Here is a 23105-nt window from a genome sequence, read left to right on the forward strand (position 1 = left end):
TTGAAAGTTTCACTATATAATTTCACCTTGTTACATGAAATCATACGGTGAAATGTTTTCCACGTCCATTTCCTCGCCATTAACTGTGACCATCTGTACTTCTCCTTGTGATTCTTGCAAGCGACTAGCTAAAGTTGTTTGACGCATTGCATCATCAAGGCGATTTACACCAGATTGGAAAGCTGCTTCCTCCCCGCAAATAATAAGGAACTTCTTACTTCTTGTAATACCCGTGTAAATTAAATTACGACGTAACATACGGTTGTAACTTTTCACGATTGGCATAATAACAATCGGAAATTCACTACCTTGTGATTTATGAATGGAACAACAATATGCATGCGTAATTTGATTTAAATCGGGCTTCGTATACGTTACCTCAATTCCATCAAATGAAACGATAATCATATCTTGTTGCTCAACGTTTTCTTTTGCATAAAACACCGAAACAATTTCCCCAATATCACCATTAAACACTTGGCTCTCCGGCTGATTCACGAGTTGCAGTACTTTATCACCTCTTCGGTACACAACATCACCGTAAGCAATTTCTTTACTCTTTTCCCTCTTCGGATTAAATACTTGTTGCAGCGCTTCGTTTAATACATTAATACCAGCAGGCCCGCGGTACATCGGTGCTAATACTTGAACATCCCTTGCACTAAAGCCTTTTGTTTTAGCATTTTCGCAAACTTTTTTCACAACCTCAACAATTTGAGCCCCTGTACAGCTGATAAACGAACGATCTTTTTTGTTTTGCGCTAAATCTGGTGGTAGAGTTCCATTTTTTATCGCATGGGCAAGTTGAATCACTGATGAGCCTTCCGCTTGACGATAAATTTCAGTAAGCTTCACTGTCGGAACTGCGCCTGCATTTAATAAATCTTTTAATACTTGTCCAGGTCCTACAGATGGCAACTGATCTTCATCACCTACAACGATAACTTGAATATTCGTCGGCAACGACTTAAATAGCTGATTTGCAAGCCAAATATCAACCATTGAAAATTCATCGATAATAAGGAGCTTACCTTGGACAGGATCCGTTTCATTACGCTGGAAAGATCCTTCTGGCGTCCAACCAAGTAAACGGTGAATTGTGCAAGCTGGAAGTCCTGTCGATTCACTCATCCGCTTCGCTGCTCTTCCTGTTGGAGCTGTTAATAGTATTGGAAATGGATTATCATCACTGTATTCATTCGGATTTAACGATAATCCGTGAAGTGACGCATACATTTCAACAATCCCTTTAATAACTGTTGTTTTCCCTGTTCCTGGTCCACCTGTTAATAACATCATCGGTTTATGAAGTGCCGTTTGAATTGCTTCTTGCTGAAACGGTGCATATTGTACGTTCAGTTGTTCTTCAATTTCACCTAACGTTTTTAACACTTCCGCTTCTGGAAATGAAGGTGTTTCTTCTTGATTCATAAGCCTGCGAATAGACTTTACAACACCTTTTTCAGAGTAGAATAACGTCGCTAAATACACTCGTTCTTCTTCTATGATGACTTTCCCTTCACTTTGCATCGTTTCAATACAACCTATAATATCTTCCTCAGTCACTCTTCCTTCTTGATTGTTTAAAAGTGACATCGTTTCTCTTACAAGTTGATCTTTCCTCATATAAACATGACCAAGTTGTAATGAGACATTCTCTAATGTGTAAAAACATCCCGCTCGTACACGGTCGTCATGATTACCCGATATCCCTAACGCACGCCCTATATCATCCGCTCTTCCAAAACCAATCCCGTCGACTTCTTCAATAAGTTGATACGGATTATTACGAATCACTTCTAATGTCATCTCTTTATATTGCTGGTAAATCTTAATAGAAAGTTTCGTTCCAAAACCGTAGCCATTTAAAAAGCTCATTACTTTCTCTAATCCTTGATGTTCAACAATTGTCTCATATATTTCCTGAGCCTTTTGTTTATTAACAACACCATTTAATGCCTCAGGGTCATCCATAATTTTAGAAATAGCATGTTCTCCGAGATGGTCCACAATTTTTTCAGCTGTACGCTTTCCTATCCCTTTAAATAAATCACTCCCTAAATATTGCACCATACCTGCTTTTGTTTGCGGCAATTCTTTTTTAAATGTTTCAACCATATATTGTTTTCCATACTTTGGATGGTCCTTAAAATGACCAGTCAATGTAAACACTTCATCTTCATGCATGCGGGGAAAATGACCGTTTATCATTACTTTCTTTTCGTCATACGTTTCATTCGTTTCAATGACTTTCATACTGACAACGGAATAGAGGTTTTCTTCGTTGTGGAAAATGGTATGAAGAACTTGCGCTTTTATAAACTTTTTCTCTTCCTCAAACAAATCCATTGCATGTTGATTTCCCATCTTTCCTCTCCTTTCCGATATTTTCACTTTAATGAGCAGTACATCCCCCACCTTTTTAGATGAGGGATAACTACCCATTAAACTATATTTTTATCTTATTCAGCTTCTTGCTCTAATAAACGAATGCCATTACCCGCTAAAAAGTGATCTGGCTGAATTTCAGTTGCTTTCTTAAATAAAGCGAGAGCCTTCTCATTATTTTCCTCAAATACGTACGCAACACCTAAATTGTAATACGCATCTGCATGCTCTTCATCCATTTCTAATACCTTTTCAAAATAAGGTTTCGCCTCTTGAACATGTTCTAATCGCGCGAAGCAAAGTCCGCACTGGAATACAGCTTCTACATCGTTTTCATCTAATTCTGTTGCTCTTTGTAAGAATGGTAGTGCAAGACGATCATTTCCAAGCTGTACATGTGTGATACCTAACATAAATGTTACATCAGCTGATTGTAATCCAGCTTGCATTGCTTGTTCAAATACAGCTTTCGCCTCAGTAAATTGCTCTTGGCCATAATATACATTTCCTAAACCATAATAGGCAGCTGCAGATTTATCATCTAACTCTAGTGCGCGTTTATAAAATAAAATCGCTCGCTCGCTATCACCTAATACGTCTAATAAATTTGCAAAATTAATGTATCCAAGCGCATCTTTCGGATTTTCTTCGATTGCTTCTGTAAAATTTTTAGCTGCTTCTTCCCAGTTTCCTTCTTGCATATATTGAATACCTGTTTCAAGTTTGTTTGACATGTCCTTCACCTCTACAACAAATTATAACAAAGAATGTATTTTCCAAGCGAACGAAAATTCGCTTTATGTAAAAGAAACCTCTAACCGCTAATCGGCAGAGGCTTCTCGTTTATCCTAAATAATCCAATTTCTTACCACTACGGTATACTTCATCAATTGTAGCACCGCCTAAGCACTCATCTCCATCATAGAAAACGACTGCTTGTCCTGGTGTAATTGCACGAATTGGCTCATCACAAAGAATACGAACTGTATTTTCATCAACGATTTGAACCGTTACTTTATTGTCTTCTTGACGATAACGGAATTTCGCCGTGCACTTAAATTCTGTTTCTTTTTCTTTGTTACTTACCCATCCTACATTCGTAGCAATAACTTCATCACCATATAGAAGTTCGTTATGGAATCCTTGATCAACATATAAAATGTTTTCTTTTAGATTTTTCCCAACAGCAAACCATGGATCACCATTACCACCAATTCCAAGGCCATGACGTTGTCCAATTGTATAATACATTAAACCGTCATGCTTCCCTTTTACTTCACCAGATAATGTTTGCATTACACCTGGTTGTGCCGGTAAGTAGTTACTTAAGAAATCTTTAAAGTTACGCTCACCAATGAAGCAAATACCTGTACTATCTTTTTTCGCCGCTGTCGCTAAGCCAGCTTCTTTCGCCATTTCACGAATTTGCGGTTTCTTTAATTCACCTAACGGGAACATTGTTTTTGATAATTGCTCTTGGCTTAATTGATTTAAGAAATATGTTTGATCTTTATTGTCATCAACGCCGCGAAGCATTTTATATTCGCCGTCCATATAAGCAACGCGTGCATAATGGCCTGTTGCCACATAATCCGCACCAAGCGCAATTGCATGCTCTAAAAATGCTTTAAATTTAATTTCTTTATTACACATTACATCTGGGTTTGGTGTACGACCAGCTCGATACTCATCTAAGAAGTACGTAAATACTTTATCCCAGTATTGTTTTTCAAAGTTTACTGCATAATACGGAATACCAATTTGGTTACACACTTCAATTACATCATTGTAATCTTCTGTTGCTGTGCAGACACCATTCTCATCTGTATCATCCCAGTTTTTCATAAAAATTCCGATTACATCATAACCTTGCTCTTTTAATAAAAGTGCTGCTACAGATGAATCGACGCCACCGGACATTCCGATGACAACGCGTGTTTCGTGAGGTAGTTTGTTCATCATGTCACCTCCCATGCTAATTTTGTGTTAATCGCTTCACGATTTTCACTGTTTCGTACGCCGCTTTTTCAATTTGCTCTTTCGTATTTCCAAGTCCAAAACTAAAGCGTACGGATGAACGTATTTGATCGGAGTCTTTTCCAAACATCGCTACTAATACATGTGATGGATCAATCGAACCAGCTGTACAAGCAGAACCGCTTGATACTGCAATGCCAGCAAGGTCTAAGTTCACAAGAAATGGTTCAATGTTCATTCCTGTAAAACTTACATTAAGTACATGCGGTAAGCGATGTTCTAAGTTTCCGTTTACCTCGAAAGTAATGCCTTCATTTTTGAAGACAGATACCATTATATCTTTAAACTCTTCATATTGGGCATTTTTTTGCTCACGAGTTTTTTCAGCTATAAGAATTGCATGCTGAAGCCCAGCAATACTAGGCACATTTTCCGTACCAGCACGGCGTTTTCTTTCTTGCTCTCCGCCTATTAATAACGGTTCAAATTTCACATTTGCACCAGCGTATAAGAACCCTACACCTTTTGGCCCATTAATTTTATGAGCTGAAATTGATAATAAATCAATTCCAAACTCTTTCACATTAATTTCTACTAAACCGTAAGCTTGTACCGCATCTGTATGGAAATAAGCTTGATGATCTTTTAGCAACTTTCCTATTTCCACAATTGGTTGCATTGTCCCTACTTCATTATTCCCAAACATAACAGATACAAGAATCGTCTCTTCTGTTAATGCCTTTTGTATGTCAGAAACTTGAATAAGCCCTGTTTCATCGACAGGTAAATATGTCACTTCAAACCCTTCACGCTCTAACAATTCGCACGTATGCAAAATCGCATGATGTTCAATTTGCGTCGTTATTATGTGGTTACCTTTATGACGGTTCGCACGTGCTACACCGATAAGCGCTAAATTATCAGCTTCTGTACCACCGCTCGTAAATATAATTTCATTCGGATTCGCATGAATGCTGCGTGCACACACTCGTCTCGCCTCATCTACTGCATGGCGAGTTTGACGTCCATAAAAGTGAATACTAGACGGGTTCCCGAATATTTCTGTCATATATGGAATCATCTTTTCGACCACTTCTGGGTGAGTCGGAGATGTCGCAGCATGATCTAAGTAAATGCGTTCCATTAAATCTCCTTCTTTCCAAATCGTTTCACAAGGAATTAAATGTAAAACATATAGCCCCCGTGATTTTCTTCCTCATAACGTACTAAATCTTCTAACGTTGTACTATCTAACACTTCTTGCACCGCATCACGAACACGCATCCATAACTGGCGCTGTGCTGGCTCTTCTTCTTCTATCATTTCTACAACACTAATCGGTCCCTCTAATACACGGATTACATCCCCAGCTGTAATGTTAGCCGGTTGATCAGATAATACATATCCGCCGTATGCCCCGCGCGTACTCTTTACAAGACGAGCGTTACGAAGTGGTGAAATTAATTGCTCTAAGTAATGCTCGGATAAGTCATGCGCCTGCGCAATTGATTTTAATGAAATCGGACCTTCACCAAACTTTTTTGCAAGATCAATCATAATTGTTAAGCCATAGCGGCCTTTTGTTGAAATCTTCATCTATTTTGCACCTCTTTTCAAATTTTCACTTCTATTGGTTATATCTTATTTATAAAAAGAACACAATTTAAAATCCTATGAAATTATAGCATAATATAGTATTATAAGAAATTTCAACTTGTGTATCAAAATGATAACATAAAATCACATTGAAAAACTCGGAAATTATTACAATTGAAAGAAAAATGAAAATATTAACCTTCATTTTTCCCATAAAACAGCATCCTATTTCAAATTCCGTAGAAAAAAATGATACGATAGAACGAGATTATATATTAAGGGAGACGGTCCAAATGAAACAACCACTCGCACATCGAATGCGCCCTACAAATATTCAAGAAATTATTGGGCAACAACATTTAGTTGGTGAAGGAAAGATTTTATGGCGAATGGTCCAAGCCAATCATTTTCAATCTATGATTTTATACGGTCCTCCAGGTACAGGAAAAACATCCATTGCCAGTGCAATTGCAGGAAGTACCGGTACCCCGTTTCGTCTATTGAACGCTGTTACTCACAATAAAAAAGATATGGAAGTTGTCGTACAAGAAGCGAAGATGCATCGACACCTCGTTTTAATTTTAGATGAAGTTCACCGTCTAGATAAAGCAAAGCAAGACTTTCTATTACCTCACTTAGAAAGCGGACTTCTTACTTTAATTGGTGCTACGACAAGTAATCCATTCCATGCAATAAACTCCGCTATTCGAAGCAGGTGTCAAATTTTCGAATTACACGCACTAACAGAAGAAGATATATTAATTGGGTTAAAAAGAGCTTTAGAAGATAAAGAAAAAGGGCTTGGAGAATATGCAGTAACGGTAACAGATGAAGCACTACATCACTTTGCAAACGCCTCTGGTGGTGATATGCGTTCCGCTTATAACGCACTTGAGCTTGCTGTATTATCTAGCTTTACTACAGACGATCAAGCGGCTGAAATCACACTCGAGATTGCAGAAGAATGCTTACAAAAGAAGAGCTTCGTCCACGACAAAGGCGGCGATGCTCATTATGATGTATTATCAGCATTTCAAAAATCAGTGCGCGGAAGTGATGTAAATGCAGCACTCCATTATTTAGCACGCCTTATTGAAGCAGGTGATTTACAAAGCATTGGCAGACGCCTTCTTATTATGGCTTATGAAGATATTGGACTTGCTAGCCCACAAGCTGGACCACGTACACTAGCTGCAATTGAATCAGCTGAACGAGTTGGATTCCCAGAAGCACGCATCCCACTTGCAAATGCCGTTATCGAGCTATGCTTATCACCAAAATCAAATTCAGCTTATAAAGCACTTGATGCTGCATTACACGATTTACGCAACGGTCAAACAGGTGACATTCCAAGCCATTTAAAAGATAGTCATTACAAAGGCGCAGAATCACTTGGAAGAGGCATTGGATATTTATATCCGCACGACCATCCAAACGGCTGGGTAAGGCAACAATACTTACCTGATAAAATAAAAAGCAAGCAATATTATAAACCGAAAACGACAGGAAAATTTGAGCAAGCACTTTCTACTGTTTATGAAAGATTACAAACTTCGAATAAAACGAAAAATAAAGGGTAACATAAACGAAAACGTCACCATTATGGAGGCTTCGCTTATGAAAACACGTCAAGATGCATGGACAAAAGAAGATGATCTCCTTTTAGCAGAAACTGTTTTACGACATATTCGCAGCGGAAGTACACAAATAAAAGCATTTGATGAAGTTGGCGATGCGTTGAACCGGACTTCAGCAGCTTGCGGCTTTAGATGGAATGCTGAAGTAAGACCGAATTACGAAGATGCGGTGCAGCTTGCAAAAAAACAACGTAAAGAATTAAAACGTTCTGAAGCTAATATAGAAAAAAATCGGTTCACGAAAACGAAACAACTCGTAATTGACGCCGATTTTTCAGAAGATATTACGCCAAGTAAACAAGATCTTACAATGCAAAATGTCATTTCATTTTTACAAAATTTAGAACATAAAAATCCTTCACTTGCAAAGTTGCAAACTGAAAATGATGTATTACAAGCTCAACTCACCTCTCTGCAAAAAACGAATCATGAACTTGAAACGAAATTAGCGGTACTCACAAAAAAACAACAAGCAATCGAAGAAGATTACGCGATGCTTGTTCGAATTATGGATCGTGCTCGAAAACTTGTTTCGGTTGAAGAACAAGAAGAGCAAATTGCCCCGATTTTCAAAACCGATCAAAATGGGAATTTAGATATTATTTATTCTGCAGAGAATTAAAAACAGGGATGTCACTTTTTAACTGAGTGACATCCCTGTTTGTTTTCGGTGAACCATATATAGATATCGGTAAATGAAATTATATTAACGGTTTTTCGAATATATCTATCACAACTTGCAATATATCAACGATTTTTCAAATATATCTATCACAACTTACAATATATCAACGATTCAATAAAGGATATCGATTTAACGACAAAGATTGACAATAACATTCCTCCTTGTCATACAAGGAAACTCCTAAAACGTATTGGATATTTTTTACTAAAATGTTATTATAAACATATACCTTTAAAGGGAGATGGTTGCTATTTCATTAATAATCTTCAAAATAACTCTTGGCCTTCTCGTCCTAACTTTAGCTCTTTTCACCATTAACAGTCTAAAAAAGACATCCGCCTATAAATCAGATAAATATGATTATTGCTTACTAACCTTACTTACATTTGAACTAGTAGTGATGCAAATATTCATATTTCTTTAATACATATAAAAAAGCATATATCCAAAATGGATATATGCTTTTCTTTTATTCTTGCCCTACACGTTTCACTTCTACGTTTTTAATGCGTTCACGTACAACGTGACTTGCCATAATTAAGCCTGCCACAGATGGTACGAATGCATTTGATGAAGGCGGTAATTTCGCCTTACGAATTTTTGCATTCTCGTCTGGTACAATTTCTTTACGTACTTCTTCACGAATTACGATTGGGTTTTCGTCAGAGAAGACAACTTTTACACCTTTTTTAATACCCTCTTTACGAAGCTTCGTACGAATGACTTTCGCAATTGGATCTGTATGTGTTTTAGAGATGTCCGCAATACGGAAACGAGTTGGGTCCATTTTATTCGCTGCACCCATACTTGAGATAATTTTAATTTTACGACGTAAACATTGTTTAATTAAATGAATTTTGAACGTAATCGTATCAGATGCATCCACTACAAAGTCTAAACCGTACTTAAAGAACTCTTCATATGTTTCATCTGTATAAAACATTTCTAGTCCAATTACTTCACACTCTGGGTTAATGTCCGCGATACGCTCTTTCATTAATTCTACTTTTGAACGTCCTACAGTAGATACTAAAGCGTGAATTTGACGGTTTACGTTTGTAATATCTACAACGTCTTTATCAACTAATACGAGACGTCCTACGCCAGAACGTGCTAACGCTTCAGCTGCAAAAGAACCTACACCGCCAATTCCTAAAATACCGACTGTACTATTTTTTAATATTTCAAGTCCTTCTTTACCGAAGGCTAATTCATTACGTGAAAATTGATGTAACATTCAGCTCTACACTCCTATTACAAAAATGGTCTACCATGTATTCTAGCGTTTTTCCGACTATTTGTATAGAAAAAGTTATAGAATTCCTAAAAATACATATTTCGAGAATGAAAACATAGACCAGAATTTTATTTCTTCCTAAATACACGTTTAAAAAAGAGGATTTAGAGAACCGAGCAGATCGAGGCGCTGAAGCCAGGAGGAGCGCAGTGTAGAAACACTACTCGAGCACCGGACTGGCGAAGCAACGATGAGATGCGACAGTTATCTGAACCAGACTTTTTAAACTTCCTTTCAATACAGGTTTAAAAAGGAGGATTTAGAGAACCGAGCAGATCGAGGCGCTGAAGCCAGGAGGAGCGCAGTGTAGAAACACTACTCGAGCACCGGACTGGCGAAGCAACGATGAGATGCGACAGTTATCTAAACCGGACTTTTTAAACAACCTCTCAAAAAAAGTCTAGACGGTTATAGTATAACCATCTAGACCCTATTCTTACTTCTCTTCTTTCAAGCTTAATTTTAAGTTCAGTTCTTCAAGCTGCGCTTCTGCAACTGGGCTTGGAGCTTCTGTTAATAAGCAGCTTGCGCTTGCTGTTTTCGGGAATGCAATTGTATCACGAAGGTTTGTACGGCCTGCAAGTAACATAACAAGGCGATCTAAACCTAATGCGATTCCGCCGTGTGGTGGTGTACCGTATTCGAATGCTTCTAATAAGAATCCGAATTGCTCTTGCGCTTCTTCTTGTGAGAATCCAAGTGCTTTGAACATTTTTTCTTGTACGTCACGCTCGTAAATACGAAGTGATCCACCACCAAGCTCATAACCGTTTAATACAAGGTCATATGCTTGTGCACGTGCTTTTTCTGGTGCTGTTTCTAGTAACTCAACGTCTTCACGGAATGGCATTGTGAATGGGTGGTGAGCTGCGAAGTAACGATCTGCATCTTCATCGTACTCAAGTAGTGGCCAATCAGTTACCCATAGGAAGTTAAATTTACTTTCATCAATTAACTCAAGCTCTTTACCTAGACGTAAACGAAGTGCGCCTAAGCTATCTGCAACAACGCTCTTCTTATCTGCTACGAATAGTAATAAGTCGCCAGCAGTAGCTTCTAATGTGCTCATTAACACATTTGCATCTTCTTCACCGAAGAATTTCGCAATCGGTCCTTTTAGGCCGTCTTCTTCAACTTTAAGCCAAGCTAGACCTTTTGCACCGTATACTTTCACGAATTCAGTTAATGCATCGATGTCTTTACGAGAATATTTACTTGCAGCACCTTTTGCATTAATTGCTTTTACTTGTCCGCCGCTTTCTACAGCACTTGTAAACACTTTAAAGCCACAATCTGCTGCAAACTCAGATAAGTCTGTTAGTTCCATTTCAAAGCGTGTATCTGGCTTATCAGAACCGTAGCGAGCCATTGCATCAGCATATTTCATACGAGGGAATGGTGCACTCACTTCTACACCTTTTGCATCCTTCATAACTTTCGTCATCATACGCTCCATCATATCTAAAATTTCATCTTGTGTTAAGAATGAAGCTTCGATATCGATTTGCGTGAATTCTGGTTGACGATCCGCACGTAAATCTTCATCACGGAAACAACGTGCTACTTGATAGTAACGCTCAAATCCGCCGACCATAAGAAGCTGTTTAAATAACTGTGGTGACTGTGGTAATGCATAGAATTCACCATCATGTACACGACTTGGCACTAAATAGTCACGAGCTCCTTCTGGCGTGCTTTTCGTTAAAATTGGTGTTTCTACTTCTAAGAACTCTTCTGTATCTAAGAAGTTACGAATTGTTTTTGTTACATCGTGACGCATTTTGAATGTGTTGAACATTACAGGACGACGTAAGTCTAAATAACGATATTTTAAACGCACATCTTCTGATGCATCTGTATCATCAGCAATGATAATTGGCGTTGTTTTCGCTGCATTTAGTACATTTACTTTTGTTGCTTGTACTTCAATACGACCAGTTGCCATATTGTCATTAATTGCGCCTTCACCACGTTCAACAACTGTACCTTCTACGTGTAATACGTATTCGCTACGAATTGTTTCTGCTACTTCTAACGCTTCTTTTGATGTTTCTGGGTTAAATACAACTTGTACGATACCTGTACGGTCACGTAAATCGATAAAGATTAATCCACCTAAGTCACGGCGTTTTTGTACCCAACCTTTTAATTGAACTGTTTGTCCAACAGCTTCTACTGTTACTTTTCCACATGCATGTGTTCTTTCAGCCACTGTAAGTTCCCCCTATATTAATTTCTCTGCTACGTATGAAGCAAATACATCTAACGCTACTTCTTCTTGTTCACCTGTTGCCATATCTTTTAAGTTAATGATGCCTTTATCTAGCTCATCTTCTCCTAATACAGCTACAAATTTCGCCTTTAGACGATCTGCTGATTTAAATTGTGCTTTCATTTTGCGATCTAAATAATCTTTTTCAACTGACAATCCAGCTTTACGAAGATCGAACGCAACTTTTGCAGCATGGTCTTTCGCTTTTTCGCCAAGCGCTACAACGTAACAATCAATGCTATGTTCAAGTGGTAATTCAATGTTTTCAGCTTTTAGCGCCATAATTAAACGTTCAATACTCATTGCAAAACCGATACCTGGCATTTCTGGTCCACCGATTTCTTGTACAAGTCCGTTATAACGGCCACCACCGCTTAATGTAGTGATCGCACCGAAACCTTCTGCCTCACTCATAATTTCAAAAACAGTGTGTTGATAGTAGTCTAAACCACGCACTAAGTTCGGATCTTTTTCAAATGGAACATCCATCATCGTTAATAGTTCTTGAACTTTGTCATAGTATACTGCTGAATCTTCGTTTAAGTATTCTGTAATAGATGGTGCTGTTCCCATTAATTCATGGTTACGGTCTTTCTTACAGTCTAAAATTCGAAGTGGGTTCTTTTCTAAGCGAGATTGACAGTCAGAACAGAATTCGCCGATACGTGGCTCAAAGTGTGCGATTAATGCATCACGGTGTGCTTGACGGCTCGCTGCGTCACCTAAACTGTTTAATACAACTTTAATATTTTTTAAGCCCATGCCGCGGTAAAATTCAACAGCAAGTGCAATTACTTCTGCATCAATTGCAGGGTCATTACTGCCGATTGCTTCGATACCGAATTGTACGAATTGACGATAGCGACCTGCTTGTGGTCTTTCATAACGGAACATTTGACCGATATAGTATAATTTCGTTGGTTGTGTCGCATCACCAAACATTTTATTTTCAACGTAAGAACGTACAACAGGTGCAGTACCTTCTGGACGTAATGTTAAGCTACGCTCTCCACGATCTTGGAATGAGTACATTTCTTTTTGTACGATATCTGTCGTATCACCAACACCGCGTAAAAATAGCTCAGTGTGTTCAAAAATTGGTGTACGAATTTCTTTATAATTGTAACGACGGCAAATTTCGCGTGCTTGCCCTTCGATATACTGCCATAACTCAACAGTGCCTGGAAGAATATCTTGCGTTCCGCGTGGGATTTGAATAGACATATTCAGTTCCTCCTCAAATTGTTTTAATCTTAATAAAAATAAAAAAACTCCCGCCTCTACTGTTTAAACAGTAGGGACGAGAGTATTATACCCGTGGTGCCACCCTAATTGAAGCACGTATGCTTCCACTTTTTTAATAACGCTTAAATATGCGTTCATCCCTACTAAGCATATATGCCGTTCAAGTTGAAACCTCTAGAGTGTCATTCAATCAGTCATCATGCAGAAATGTTTTCAGCCTAAGACATTCCTTCTCTTTCCATGTGTGTCTCATTTACTCTTCTCTATCAACGGTTATATTCATATGTAAATATAAAATTACTATACGTTTGTTAAGTAGGATTGTCAAGTGCTCTAAGAACGTTCAATCTGCTTCTTTAAACGCTTTACATCTTGAAGAGAAATCCCAAACTCCGAAGCAAGCTCCATTGAAGTATTGTTTTGCTCTTTTGAAATAAAATCATGAAAATTCACGTTAAACAGTTGATTTGCACCATTTGTAACAGAATGCCCTTTTTCATTCATACGCATACGTATATCCCTCACATTCAATATGGATGTTTTACTTTTTATTGTTCCATATTGATGAGAGAGTTATACATAACCGAAACTGCTATTGATTCCAAATAAATGAACAAAACATACAACAATGTATAAAAAAGAGAGGATTATATAACCCTCTCTTTTTTATGAACACTATTTACTTTCTACAATTAAGGTCACCGGACCATCATTGATTAAAGAAACGTCCATCATTGCTCCAAACTTCCCTGTTTCCACATGTAATCCTTGTTTACGAACTTCTTCATTAAAGAAATCGTATAAACGCTCTGCATAATCAGGTTTCGCAGCATCCATAAAGTTTGGACGTCTGCCCTTGCGGCAATCTCCGTATAATGTGAATTGCGAAATAGATAGAACTTGTCCTTCTACATCAAGTACAGAATGATTCATCTTTCCGCTCTCATCTTCAAAAATACGTAAGTTTGCAATTTTTTCCGCAATGTAAGTTGCATCTTTTTCTGTATCTTCGTGCGTAATGCCAACTAGTAATGTTAAACCGAACGGAATTTGTCCTACGATCTCACCGTCTACTGTGACAGACGCTTTCTTTGATCGTTGTAAAACAACTCTCATCTTTCTACACTCCCTATTAATGCATCATGCGTCGTACTGCATAAATTTCTGGAACGCGTTTAATGCGTTCTACTACTTTTTTCAAGTGTTGTAAGTTACGAATCGAGATTGACATATTAATTGTTGCCATCTTATTACGGTCACTTCTACCAGAAACAGCTGAAATGTATGTTTTCGTCTCTGTAACAGCTTGCAGTACTTCATTTAATAAACCGCGGCGATCGTAACCTGAAATTTCAATATCAACGTTATACTCAATTTCTTTTTCAGGGCTACCTTCCCACTCTACCTCTAATAATCGTTCTACAGCTTCTTCTGTATGAACATTTACACAATCACGGCGGTGAATTGATACACCTCGGCCTTTCGTAATATACCCAACGATATCATCGCCCGGAACTGGGTTACAGCATTTCGATAAACGGATTAATAAATTATCAGCACCGCTTACCTTTACACCAGAATCCCATTTTCGAATTTTCATCGGTTTACGGACTTCTTTAACTTCAACAATTTCTTCTTCTTCGCGTTGTTTGCGGAACTTGTCCGTTAGTCGCGTAACAATTTGCGAAGCTGTAATTCCGCTATATCCAACTGCTGCAAACATATCTTCTTCATTTGCAAAGTTAAATTTCTCAGCGACGCGTTTTAAGTTATCCGGCGCCAATACTTCTTTCATCTCATACTCTAGACCACGTACTTCCTTTTCAACAAGTTCACGGCCTTTTTCAATATTTTCGTCTCTACGTTGTTTCTTAAAGAATTGACGAATTTTATTTTTCGCATGAGATGTTTGAGCAAGTTTTACCCAATCCTGGCTTGGGCCATATGAATGTTTCGACGTTAAAATTTCAATGATGTCGCCTGTTTTTAATTTATAATCCAGCGTCACCATTTTCCCGTTTACTTTTGCACCAATTGTTTTATTCCCAATTTCCGAATGGACACGATACGCGAAATCAATTGGAACAGATCCAAGTGGTAATTCCATTACATCGCCTTTCGGTGTAAAGACGAATACCATGTCAGAGAATAAATCAATTTTTAATGACTCCATAAATTCTTCTGCATTAGAAGCTTCATTTTGCCATTCTAATATTTGACGGAACCATGTGAGTTTCTTCTCTAATGTACCTGTTGTTTCTGCTGTTTTTCCTTCTTTGTATGCCCAGTGTGCCGCGATCCCAAATTCTGCAATTTCGTGCATTTCTTTCGTACGAATTTGCACTTCAAGTGGATCACCTTTCGGTCCAATTACAGTCGTATGAAGAGATTGATATAGATTTGCTTTTGGCATTGCAATATAATCTTTAAAACGACCTGGCATCGGCTTCCAGCACGTATGAATAATTCCAAGCACAGCATAACAATCTTTAATACTATTTACAACGACACGTACAGCTAATAAATCGTAAATTTCATTGAACTGCTTATTTTGCAGTGCCATTTTACGATAAATACTGTAAATATGTTTCGGTCTTCCAGAAATCTCAGGTTGAATTGCAACTTCTTTTAATTTCTCACGAATACCAGTCATTACTTCGTCTAAATATTCTTCACGTTCTGCACGTTTACGCTTCATTAAATTTACAATACGATAATATTGTTGTGGATTTAAATAGCGAAGTGACGTATCCTCTAGCTCCCATTTAATAGTACTAATTCCGAGTCTATGTGCCAAAGGTGCAAAGATTTCTAACGTTTCATTCGCTATGCGACGCTGCTTCTCTTGAGGCAAATGTTTCAATGTACGCATGTTATGAAGACGATCAGCTAGTTTAATTAAAATAACTCGAATATCTTGAGCCATTGCAATAAACATTTTGCGATGGTTTTCTGCTTGTTGTTGTTCGTGAGATTTATATTTGATCTTCCCAAGCTTTGTAACGCCATCAACAAGCATAGCAATTTCTTTGTTAAATTCCCGTTCAATATCTTCTAATGTAATCTCTGTATCTTCCACTACATCATGTAAGAAACCTGCTGATACCGTAGCTGGATCCATGTGTAAATCAACTAAAATACCTGCAACTTGAATCGGATGAATAATATACGGTTCACCCGATTTTCTATATTGTTCGCTATGCGCATCACGTGCATATTCATAGGCACGTGCCACTAGCTCAATATCTTCATCCGCTAAATATTGACTTGCTTTCTCGAGTACCTGTTCAGCTGTTAGTACCTGCTCATTTGCCATCGAATCACCTTTTATTGAAAATTGACTTTATCTTTATTTAATAGAATAAATTATATTCTATCATTATAACCCAATGATTGTGAATTGTGAAAAGGAAAAGATTTTACTGACATTTCACCATAATTTTTTGTTCAATTATACAAAAGTACCCGCTCCTCTCCAAGAGATTCACGGGTACTTTTTATCACCGTAGTTTTACCTATATAGTGATTAGTATTTTTCTAATACTAATACATCGTAACCATCTAACATTTTACGACCATCTAAGTAAGTAAGTTCTACTAAGAATGCAATTCCTGCTACAACTCCGCCTAGCTCTTCAACTAACTTAATTGTCGCTTCGATTGTTCCACCTGTAGCTAATAGATCATCTGTAATTAATACGCGTTGACCTGGCTTAATTGCATCTTTATGGATTGTTAAAACGTCTTTACCATATTCTTTACCGTAGTCAACTGTAATTACTTCACGTGGTAATTTTCCTAATTTACGAACTGGCGCAAATCCTACTTCTAACGCATAAGAAACTGGGCAACCGATAATGAAACCACGAGCTTCTGGTCCTACTACAACATCGATATCTCTTTCTTTTGCGTACTCAACGATTGCGTCTGTTGCTGCTTTGTATGCTTTACCGTCATTCATTAAAGGTGTAATGTCTTTAAACACAATACCTTCTTTCGGATAATCCGGTACAATTGCGATATGTTGCTTGAAATCCATATTTCTGAATCCTCCTCAGATCTAAAAGGTTTGTAAATACAAATCCTTTACCCTAACTGTTCTACTTCTTTATGATTACGAATCGTTTCAAACCATGTATATAGTTGCTGATATGTGCTATAAACCAATTCTTTTTCTAATTGTAAGTGGTTCATTTTCTCACGATATGTGTTCGATTCAATTAAATCACGCTTTTGTTTTTTGTCTGCCATAAAAATGACGCCATCTTTTATTGTAACAAATTCTAACTCAAAAAACACCTGTGTCATGAAATTTACTGTATCTTTTGACCAACCTTTATGACGACATAGTTGTTCTCCATATTGTCTTAAAGAAAATGGTGTTTTTTGGCTTAAGAAAGAATAGTACCATTTAAAGTGTTCTCTCGTCGGAACTGTACTAAATAAGTGGTTATTCTCTTGATAAAATAGCGTATAAATTCGCGCTGGGAATCCTACCTTAAATAGCTCACGTAATTCATCTGTTCCTTTTGGTAAATCAAGTAACACGATATATTGATCATCTAAATGCGTTACTTCTGAAGCATGCATGAGCTTTTCTTTATAGCTCTCTAAAGAAAATTTATTCAATACCTCTTCAGAAAAATACACCATTGTTATTTTTTCTTTCGGAAGTTCTGCTAAATTTGCTTCTGCATTACGCATACTACGCCAATCAAATAATTGCCACGCCTCTACAGCAATATCTTGTACCATTAGTTGTGGCTTCTTAAAGTTATTCCATTCATTAATAGACGCTTCTCCTATTACAGATACTTTTGCAACTGGAGAGATTTCTTTCGCATATGCACCAAAGCCAAATCCAATTGTATCCAGTGTTGCTTGTCCATCACGAAGAGCCATTTTTAAATGAGAGCCATCTGATCCGATTGCGCGAATGCTTTCTAACTCTGCATCTTTTACTGCAATACGTGGTTTCGGATTTCCAACACCAAACGGGGCTAGTTTTTGCATATCTTCAATTGCCGCTAGCGTTACATCCTCTACTTTACAAAAAACATCAACTGCTGTAATTGGAATAAAATCTTCTTCTGTTAAAATTGCATCTGCTTGTTCATTTAAGCGGCGACGTAATTCATCTACATCATTCATATGTAGCGTCATTCCCGCTGCCATCGGATGCCCTCCGAAGTGTGGTAATAACTCTCTACAATCTGATAAATTTGCAAACAAATCAAATCCTGCAATACTACGTGCTGAGCCTTTTGCTGTTTCTTTTATAGGATCAATGCTTAATACAATCGTCGGACGATAAAAACGTTCAACTAATTTCGAAGCAACAATTCCAATTACCCCTGGGTTCCAGCCTTCTTTCGCAAGTACTAATACTTTATTTTCTTCTGGTGGGAAGTTATTTTCCACTTCAGCGATAGCCTCTTCTGTAATTTGCTTTACAATATCTTTTCGCAGTTTGTTCAGCTCATCAATTTCTTCAGCTAGCTCTTTCGCTTCCTCTGGATCATCTGATAATAAAAGGTGTACAGCCGGCGCAGCATCTTCTAAACGCCCAACCGCATTAATACGAGGTGCAATTGAGAAACCAATACTCTCTTCGGTAATTTCACTTTGCGAAACGTTAGCAACTTTAAACAATGCCTTCAAACCAATATTTCTCGTCATACGCATATGTTTTAAACCGCGTTTCACTAGCAACCTATTTTCACCATGAAGTGATACTAAATCGGCTACTGTACCAATTACTGCGATCTCTAATAAATGTTCTGGTACACGGCCTAATAGTGCATGCGCAACTTTAAACGCAACACCTACACCAGCTAAATAGTGAAACGGATATACACCGCCATCTAATTTCGGATGTATAATCGCAAGTGCTTCTGGCAATTCTGGCGGTGGCTCATGGTGATCTGTAATAATTAGATCTATTCCAAGCTCTTTCGCTACATTCGCTTCATGTACCGCTGCAATACCAGTATCGACAGTAATAATTAGCGAGAACCCTGCGCTATGCGCCCAACGAAATGCTTCTTCGTTCGGTCCATACCCTTCTGTAAAACGATTTGGAATGTAAAATTCTACTTCTGCACCTAATTCTTGAAGAGCAAGATATAAAACTGTCGTACTACTTACTCCGTCCGCATCGTAATCACCAAATATTAATATTTGCTCTCCATTTTGAATCGCCTTATTTACACGTTCTACCGTTCTATCCATTCCTTTTAATAAAAATGGATCATGAAATTCTTGATTTTCTGTATTTAAAAAATCTAAAATCTTATCTTCTGTATCGAGTCCTCTACCGAGGAATAACGAAACGACAAGTGGCGATAACTTTAATTTACTTGCTAATTCACTCACTCGCTCGTCATTATATTCTTTTTCTTTCCAACGCGTCTTCGGTTGTAACACGAAATCACCCCTTAACCTGTTCATTATACAAGACAGATTAAGGGGTGACAATATAATGCAAACTACGATGCAATATCTATATACTAAAATGTTAATGATGTTTAATTTGGAGAATACGGATTTATATGTACGAATACATTTTGTACATTATCTTGTTTCATAAGTATTTCTTTCACATGTTTTCCAATACGGTGTCCTTCTTCTACAGTAATGTATGGATCTACGGACACTTTAATATCGACAATAACATAATGACCATGCTCCCGTGCATATAAAGAACCAATTTTTTTCACACCATCTACTTGAAGAACTGCTTCTCTAAGCGGAATAACATCCTCCTCATGAAGAACATGGTCAAGCGTTGCATGAATTGCTTCCGCTCCAATGCTCCATGCCATTTTTACAACAAGAAGTGAAACAACTAATCCCGCAATTGGATCAGCGTATACAAGCCAGTCTATACCAAGCTTACCACCTATTATAGCTGCACAAATACCGATTAAAGCTGCAATTGAAGAAAATACATCCGAACGGTGCTCATATGCATTTGCAATAATTGCATCACTGTTTACTCTTTTCCCTAATCGGAATTTATATTGAAACATTCCTTCTTTCACGACGATTGAAAGAACAACAGCAAATATCGTAATTCCTTTCGGCGGTTCTAGTTCTTGCGAAAAAGCTTTTATAGACGAAATCGCGATTTCAAGTCCCACAATAAATAATAATACCGCAACAATAATCGCTGAAATCGATTCCGCTTTACCATGACCATACGGATGATCCTCATCAGGTGGCTGCTTTGCCGCTCGCAATCCAAAAAGTACAGCTAGCGAACCTATTACATCTGATGCAGAATGCACGGCATCCGCTAATAGCGCTTTACTGTTCCCAATATAACCAATTACCGCCTTTACAATCGCTAATATAATATTACCAACGATCCCGACAATAGCACCAAACTCGGCCTGTTTAAAACGTTCATCTTTTTCCATAATTAAAATCCCTTCTTTTCTTAACCTATCTTTTTATTTTAACAAAAACAGCGATAACACCACCACTTTCTTCCATCTTCTTTCTGTTAAAAAGTTGCTATCTTATTGTATCCACAAACGAAAAAAGAGATGCCTCATAAAGAGACATCATCTTTTCTATACTTGCGGTTCAGATTCTACTTTCTCAACCTTCTTCTTGTTTCTTCCCTTTTTCAAACGACGGTTTTCAAGCATTAACCAAATTTGAGAGGCAACGAAAACAGAAGAGTACGTACCTACAATTAATCCAACAAGTAGCGCAAACGAGAAGTTACGTAGTGACTCACTACCGAAGATAAGCAGTGCAATTACTGGGAATAACACTGTTAATACGGTGTTAATCGAGCGACCAAGCGTTTGGCGAATACTTGCATTTACGATTTCTTCTAGATCTTTTATATCGCGCACTCGTTTTTTCTGTTTGTATAATTCACGGTTTCTATCAAATGTAACAATCGAGTCATTAATAGAATAACCGATGATTGTTAGTACTGCAGCAATAAACGTTAAGTCTACCTCTAGTTGGAAAATACTAAACATAACAATCATAACGAATGCGTCATGTAATAATGCAAGTACTGCAGATAACGCATACGTAAATCGGAAACGAATACTTACGTATAAAATGATAACCGCAGAAGCAATCAGTACTGCGATAAATGCATTTCGTGCAATTTCTTTACCGATTGTCGGTGAAACTGTACTTACGTTTGGATCTGTACCATATTTATCGTGGAAGAATGTTTTTGTTTTCGCAATTTCATCTTTTGATAAAACACCTAATGTACGAACTGCGAAACCTTTATTGTCATCTCCAGTCGGTACAATATTTTCTTCCTTCACATCAATGTTCAATTCTTTAAAATCTTTATGAACATCAGACACAGTAACGGCTTGTTTTGATTGCAAGTCGATACGTGTACCACTCGCAAAGTCAATACCAAGATTCAATTTGAAAATTGGTAAGATAATTGCACCCGCAATTACAACTACAATCGAGAAGATAAGGAATTTATGACCGATATTTACGAAATTAATACGATCAAATCTTGTTGGCGGATGTACTACACCTTTTGTTAATGGAATAATATCCTTTTGTTTCACACCAAAATATCCTGGTTTTTTATCAAAGTAACGGCTCTTTACAAGTAGACCTAGTAAGAAACGAGTACCGAATACGTTCGTAATAAAACCAACTAAAATACTTACGATTAAACTTGTTGCAAATCCTTTTACAGAGCTATTACCATAAACGAATAACACACCAGCTGCTGCAAGAGTCGTAACGTTTGCATCTAGAATTGTTGCTAATGAACGATGGTTACCAGCACGGAATGCCGACATCATTGACTTACCAATTTTCAGCTCTTCTTTCAGTCTCTCGTACGTAATAATATTTGCATCAACTGCGATACCTACCCCGAGCACTAACGCTGCAATACCTGGCAACGTAAGAACTGCATGCATCCAGTTAAAGACAAGTAATGTAACGAAAATGTATAACCCTAACATAATAACCGCTACAAGTCCTGGTAAACGGTAGAATACAAGCATAAATAAGAAAATAAGAGCGATACCAATCGCACTAGCGAAAATCGTTTGCTCTAACGCTTGTTGACCAAATTTCGCTCCAACAGATGTTGAATACATTTCTTTTAAATCAACAGGAAGTGCACCTGCATTTAATAAAGATGAAAGTTGTTTCGCACTTTCAACTGTGAAGTTTCCACCTACGATAGATACTTCAGCTTGGTTAAATACTTGGTTTACTGTTGCTGCTGATAAGAATTTCGGATTCGGTTTTGCAGATTCTGCTTTATACGAATCTTTTCCTTCTTCAAAGTCAAGCCAAATTACCATTAAATTCGTTGGTGGTGGCATTTTAGAAATTTTTTCAGTTACTTCACGGAATTTTTCAGCACTTTTTAGTGTAAGACCTACGCTCGCACGGCCTTGCTCATCAAATGTTTGCTTCGCTCCGCCGCCTTTTAAATCCGTTCCATCCATAAGAAGGTTATCATCCACATCACGGAATGTTAATTTCGCTTGTGTTGATAACATTTCACGTGCTTTTTGCTGATCTTGTACACCAGCAAGCTGTACACGAATTCGATCTTGCCCTTCGATTTGAATGTTCGGCTCACTTACACCGAGAACATTGACACGATTTTCAAGAGCACCTACTGTACTTACAAGTACATCTCGATCGATTTTATCACCTTTTTTGGCTGGTTTTACTTCATACAGAATTTCAAAACCACCGCGAAGGTCTAGTCCTAGACTAATTCCTTTTGCTATGTCTTTTCCTGCCGCACCAATTACTCCACCGATTAATAAGACGATGAGGAAAAAGGCGGCAATTCTCGTACCACGCTTTGCCATATGTACCCTCTTTCTGCTACTAACACTTTCAATAAATCTCTTACGATTCACTGCTATACGTGTGCATACGCCTAGTTAGTAGACTTCCTTTCTATAATTTTTGCTAGTTCATCACTAGCTCTATAGGTAAGCTTTTACACTACCTACACTTCCATCATTTATTTTC

General features: G+C 37.7%; 17 protein-coding genes and 1 other annotated feature. Of the genes, 2 read left to right on the forward strand and 15 right to left on the reverse strand.

The genetic code is table 11. The features are described from left to right. Positions 1-30: 30 nt before the first annotated feature. From recD2 to cymR, 5 genes are all read right to left on the reverse strand, one after another. On the reverse strand, positions 31-2367 hold the full coding sequence (recD2, locus tag C3Y97_RS22220) for an SF1B family DNA helicase RecD2 (protein WP_136363648.1): 2337 nt from the start codon (positions 2365-2367) through the stop codon (positions 31-33). A gap of 95 nt (positions 2368-2462) precedes the next feature. Then, positions 2463-3122 (reverse strand): tetratricopeptide repeat protein, encoded by a 660-nt coding sequence (locus C3Y97_RS22225; RefSeq protein ID WP_000066408.1) that lies wholly within the window; start codon positions 3120-3122, stop codon positions 2463-2465. 109 nt (positions 3123-3231) lie between these two features. Beyond that, a complete protein-coding gene (mnmA, locus tag C3Y97_RS22230) occupies positions 3232-4347 on the reverse strand; it encodes a tRNA 2-thiouridine(34) synthase MnmA (RefSeq protein ID WP_001038010.1) in 1116 nt (371 codons plus the stop codon). 16 nt (positions 4348-4363) lie between these two features. After that, positions 4364-5509 (reverse strand): cysteine desulfurase family protein, encoded by a 1146-nt coding sequence (locus tag C3Y97_RS22235; RefSeq protein ID WP_000439881.1) that lies wholly within the window; start codon positions 5507-5509, stop codon positions 4364-4366. A 35-nt stretch (positions 5510-5544) separates the two neighbouring features. Beyond that, positions 5545-5961, reverse strand: coding sequence for a cysteine metabolism transcriptional regulator CymR (gene cymR / locus C3Y97_RS22240; protein WP_000704116.1), 417 nt, complete (start codon positions 5959-5961; stop codon positions 5545-5547). A 293-nt stretch (positions 5962-6254) separates the two neighbouring features. On the opposite strand from cymR, the gene C3Y97_RS22245 reads away from it, so the two are divergent. Beyond that, a complete protein-coding gene (locus tag C3Y97_RS22245; RefSeq protein WP_000812943.1) occupies positions 6255-7541 on the forward strand; it encodes a replication-associated recombination protein A in 1287 nt (428 codons plus the stop codon). Between the two features lie 37 nt (positions 7542-7578). Continuing rightward, positions 7579-8220 (forward strand): RsfA family transcriptional regulator, encoded by a 642-nt coding sequence (locus C3Y97_RS22250; RefSeq protein ID WP_071741127.1) that lies wholly within the window; start codon positions 7579-7581, stop codon positions 8218-8220. A 532-nt stretch (positions 8221-8752) separates the two neighbouring features. On the opposite strand, the gene C3Y97_RS22260 is transcribed toward C3Y97_RS22250, so the two are convergent. The 10 genes from C3Y97_RS22260 to secDF all read right to left on the reverse strand — a co-directional run bounded on the left by C3Y97_RS22260 (position 8753) and on the right by secDF (position 22939). Continuing rightward, complete coding sequence (locus C3Y97_RS22260) at positions 8753-9520, reverse strand: tRNA threonylcarbamoyladenosine dehydratase (protein ID WP_000903179.1); 768 nt, start codon at positions 9518-9520, stop codon at positions 8753-8755. A gap of 496 nt (positions 9521-10016) precedes the next feature. After that, the gene (gene aspS / locus C3Y97_RS22265) at positions 10017-11792 is read right to left on the reverse strand and encodes an aspartate--tRNA ligase (RefSeq protein WP_000840891.1); all 1776 of its coding nucleotides are present in this window, start codon (positions 11790-11792) and stop codon (positions 10017-10019) included. A 12-nt stretch (positions 11793-11804) separates the two neighbouring features. Then, positions 11805-13076 (reverse strand): histidine--tRNA ligase, encoded by a 1272-nt coding sequence (gene hisS, locus C3Y97_RS22270; RefSeq protein WP_000027084.1) that lies wholly within the window; start codon positions 13074-13076, stop codon positions 11805-11807. 69 nt (positions 13077-13145) lie between these two features. After that, positions 13146-13376: a binding site (T-box leader), on the reverse strand. Between the two features lie 54 nt (positions 13377-13430). After that, entirely contained in the window at positions 13431-13607 is a 177-nt protein-coding gene (locus C3Y97_RS27915) for a hypothetical protein (protein WP_001242605.1), read from the reverse strand. Positions 13608-13772: 165 nt separating this feature from the next. Next, positions 13773-14213, reverse strand: a complete 441-nt coding sequence (locus C3Y97_RS22275) for a D-tyrosyl-tRNA(Tyr) deacylase (RefSeq protein WP_001266965.1) — start codon at positions 14211-14213, stop codon at positions 13773-13775. A gap of 16 nt (positions 14214-14229) precedes the next feature. Continuing rightward, positions 14230-16413 carry a GTP diphosphokinase gene (gene relA, locus C3Y97_RS22280; RefSeq protein WP_001262795.1) on the reverse strand — a complete coding sequence of 728 codons (2184 nt, stop codon included), beginning with the start codon at positions 16411-16413 and terminating at the stop codon, positions 14230-14232. A gap of 210 nt (positions 16414-16623) precedes the next feature. Continuing rightward, positions 16624-17136, reverse strand: a complete 513-nt coding sequence (locus C3Y97_RS22285; protein ID WP_000346215.1) for an adenine phosphoribosyltransferase — start codon at positions 17134-17136, stop codon at positions 16624-16626. 47 nt (positions 17137-17183) lie between these two features. Next, positions 17184-19523 carry a single-stranded-DNA-specific exonuclease RecJ gene (gene recJ, locus C3Y97_RS22290; RefSeq protein ID WP_136363649.1) on the reverse strand — a complete coding sequence of 780 codons (2340 nt, stop codon included), beginning with the start codon at positions 19521-19523 and terminating at the stop codon, positions 17184-17186. 101 nt (positions 19524-19624) lie between these two features. Beyond that, positions 19625-20518, reverse strand: coding sequence for a cation diffusion facilitator family transporter (locus C3Y97_RS22295; protein WP_000409743.1), 894 nt, complete (start codon positions 20516-20518; stop codon positions 19625-19627). A gap of 156 nt (positions 20519-20674) precedes the next feature. After that, positions 20675-22939: a protein translocase subunit SecDF gene (secDF, locus tag C3Y97_RS22300; RefSeq protein WP_001119067.1), complete on the reverse strand. Its 2265-nt coding sequence runs from the start codon at positions 22937-22939 to the stop codon at positions 20675-20677. Positions 22940-23105 lie beyond the last annotated feature (166 nt).

The organism is Bacillus sp. DU-106 (assembly GCF_004799705.1).
In the GTDB taxonomy this organism is placed as follows: domain Bacteria; phylum Bacillota; class Bacilli; order Bacillales; family Bacillaceae_G; genus Bacillus_A; species Bacillus_A cereus.

What these genes read in the sequence shown, in the direction of transcription:
- recD2 (WP_136363648.1), bottom strand. Translation starts at nt 2,367, where the DNA reads ATGGGAAATCAACATGCAATGGATTTGTTTGAGGAAGAGAAAAAGTTT.
- C3Y97_RS22225 (WP_000066408.1), bottom strand. Translation starts at nt 3,122, where the DNA reads ATGTCAAACAAACTTGAAACAGGTATTCAATATATGCAAGAAGGAAAC.
- mnmA (WP_001038010.1), bottom strand. Translation starts at nt 4,347, where the DNA reads ATGAACAAACTACCTCACGAAACACGCGTTGTCATCGGAATGTCCGGT.
- C3Y97_RS22235 (WP_000439881.1), bottom strand. Translation starts at nt 5,509, where the DNA reads ATGGAACGCATTTACTTAGATCATGCTGCGACATCTCCGACTCACCCA.
- cymR (WP_000704116.1), bottom strand. Translation starts at nt 5,961, where the DNA reads ATGAAGATTTCAACAAAAGGCCGCTATGGCTTAACAATTATGATTGAT.
- C3Y97_RS22245 (WP_000812943.1), top strand. Translation starts at nt 6,255, where the DNA reads ATGAAACAACCACTCGCACATCGAATGCGCCCTACAAATATTCAAGAA.
- C3Y97_RS22250 (WP_071741127.1), top strand. Translation starts at nt 7,579, where the DNA reads ATGAAAACACGTCAAGATGCATGGACAAAAGAAGATGATCTCCTTTTA.
- C3Y97_RS22260 (WP_000903179.1), bottom strand. Translation starts at nt 9,520, where the DNA reads ATGTTACATCAATTTTCACGTAATGAATTAGCCTTCGGTAAAGAAGGA.
- hisS (WP_000027084.1), bottom strand. Translation starts at nt 13,076, where the DNA reads ATGTCTATTCAAATCCCACGCGGAACGCAAGATATTCTTCCAGGCACT.
- C3Y97_RS27915 (WP_001242605.1), bottom strand. Translation starts at nt 13,607, where the DNA reads ATGCGTATGAATGAAAAAGGGCATTCTGTTACAAATGGTGCAAATCAA.
- C3Y97_RS22275 (WP_001266965.1), bottom strand. Translation starts at nt 14,213, where the DNA reads ATGAGAGTTGTTTTACAACGATCAAAGAAAGCGTCTGTCACAGTAGAC.
- relA (WP_001262795.1), bottom strand. Translation starts at nt 16,413, where the DNA reads ATGGCAAATGAGCAGGTACTAACAGCTGAACAGGTACTCGAGAAAGCA.
- C3Y97_RS22285 (WP_000346215.1), bottom strand. Translation starts at nt 17,136, where the DNA reads ATGGATTTCAAGCAACATATCGCAATTGTACCGGATTATCCGAAAGAA.
- C3Y97_RS22295 (WP_000409743.1), bottom strand. Translation starts at nt 20,518, where the DNA reads ATGGAAAAAGATGAACGTTTTAAACAGGCCGAGTTTGGTGCTATTGTC.
- secDF (WP_001119067.1), bottom strand. Translation starts at nt 22,939, where the DNA reads ATGGCAAAGCGTGGTACGAGAATTGCCGCCTTTTTCCTCATCGTCTTA.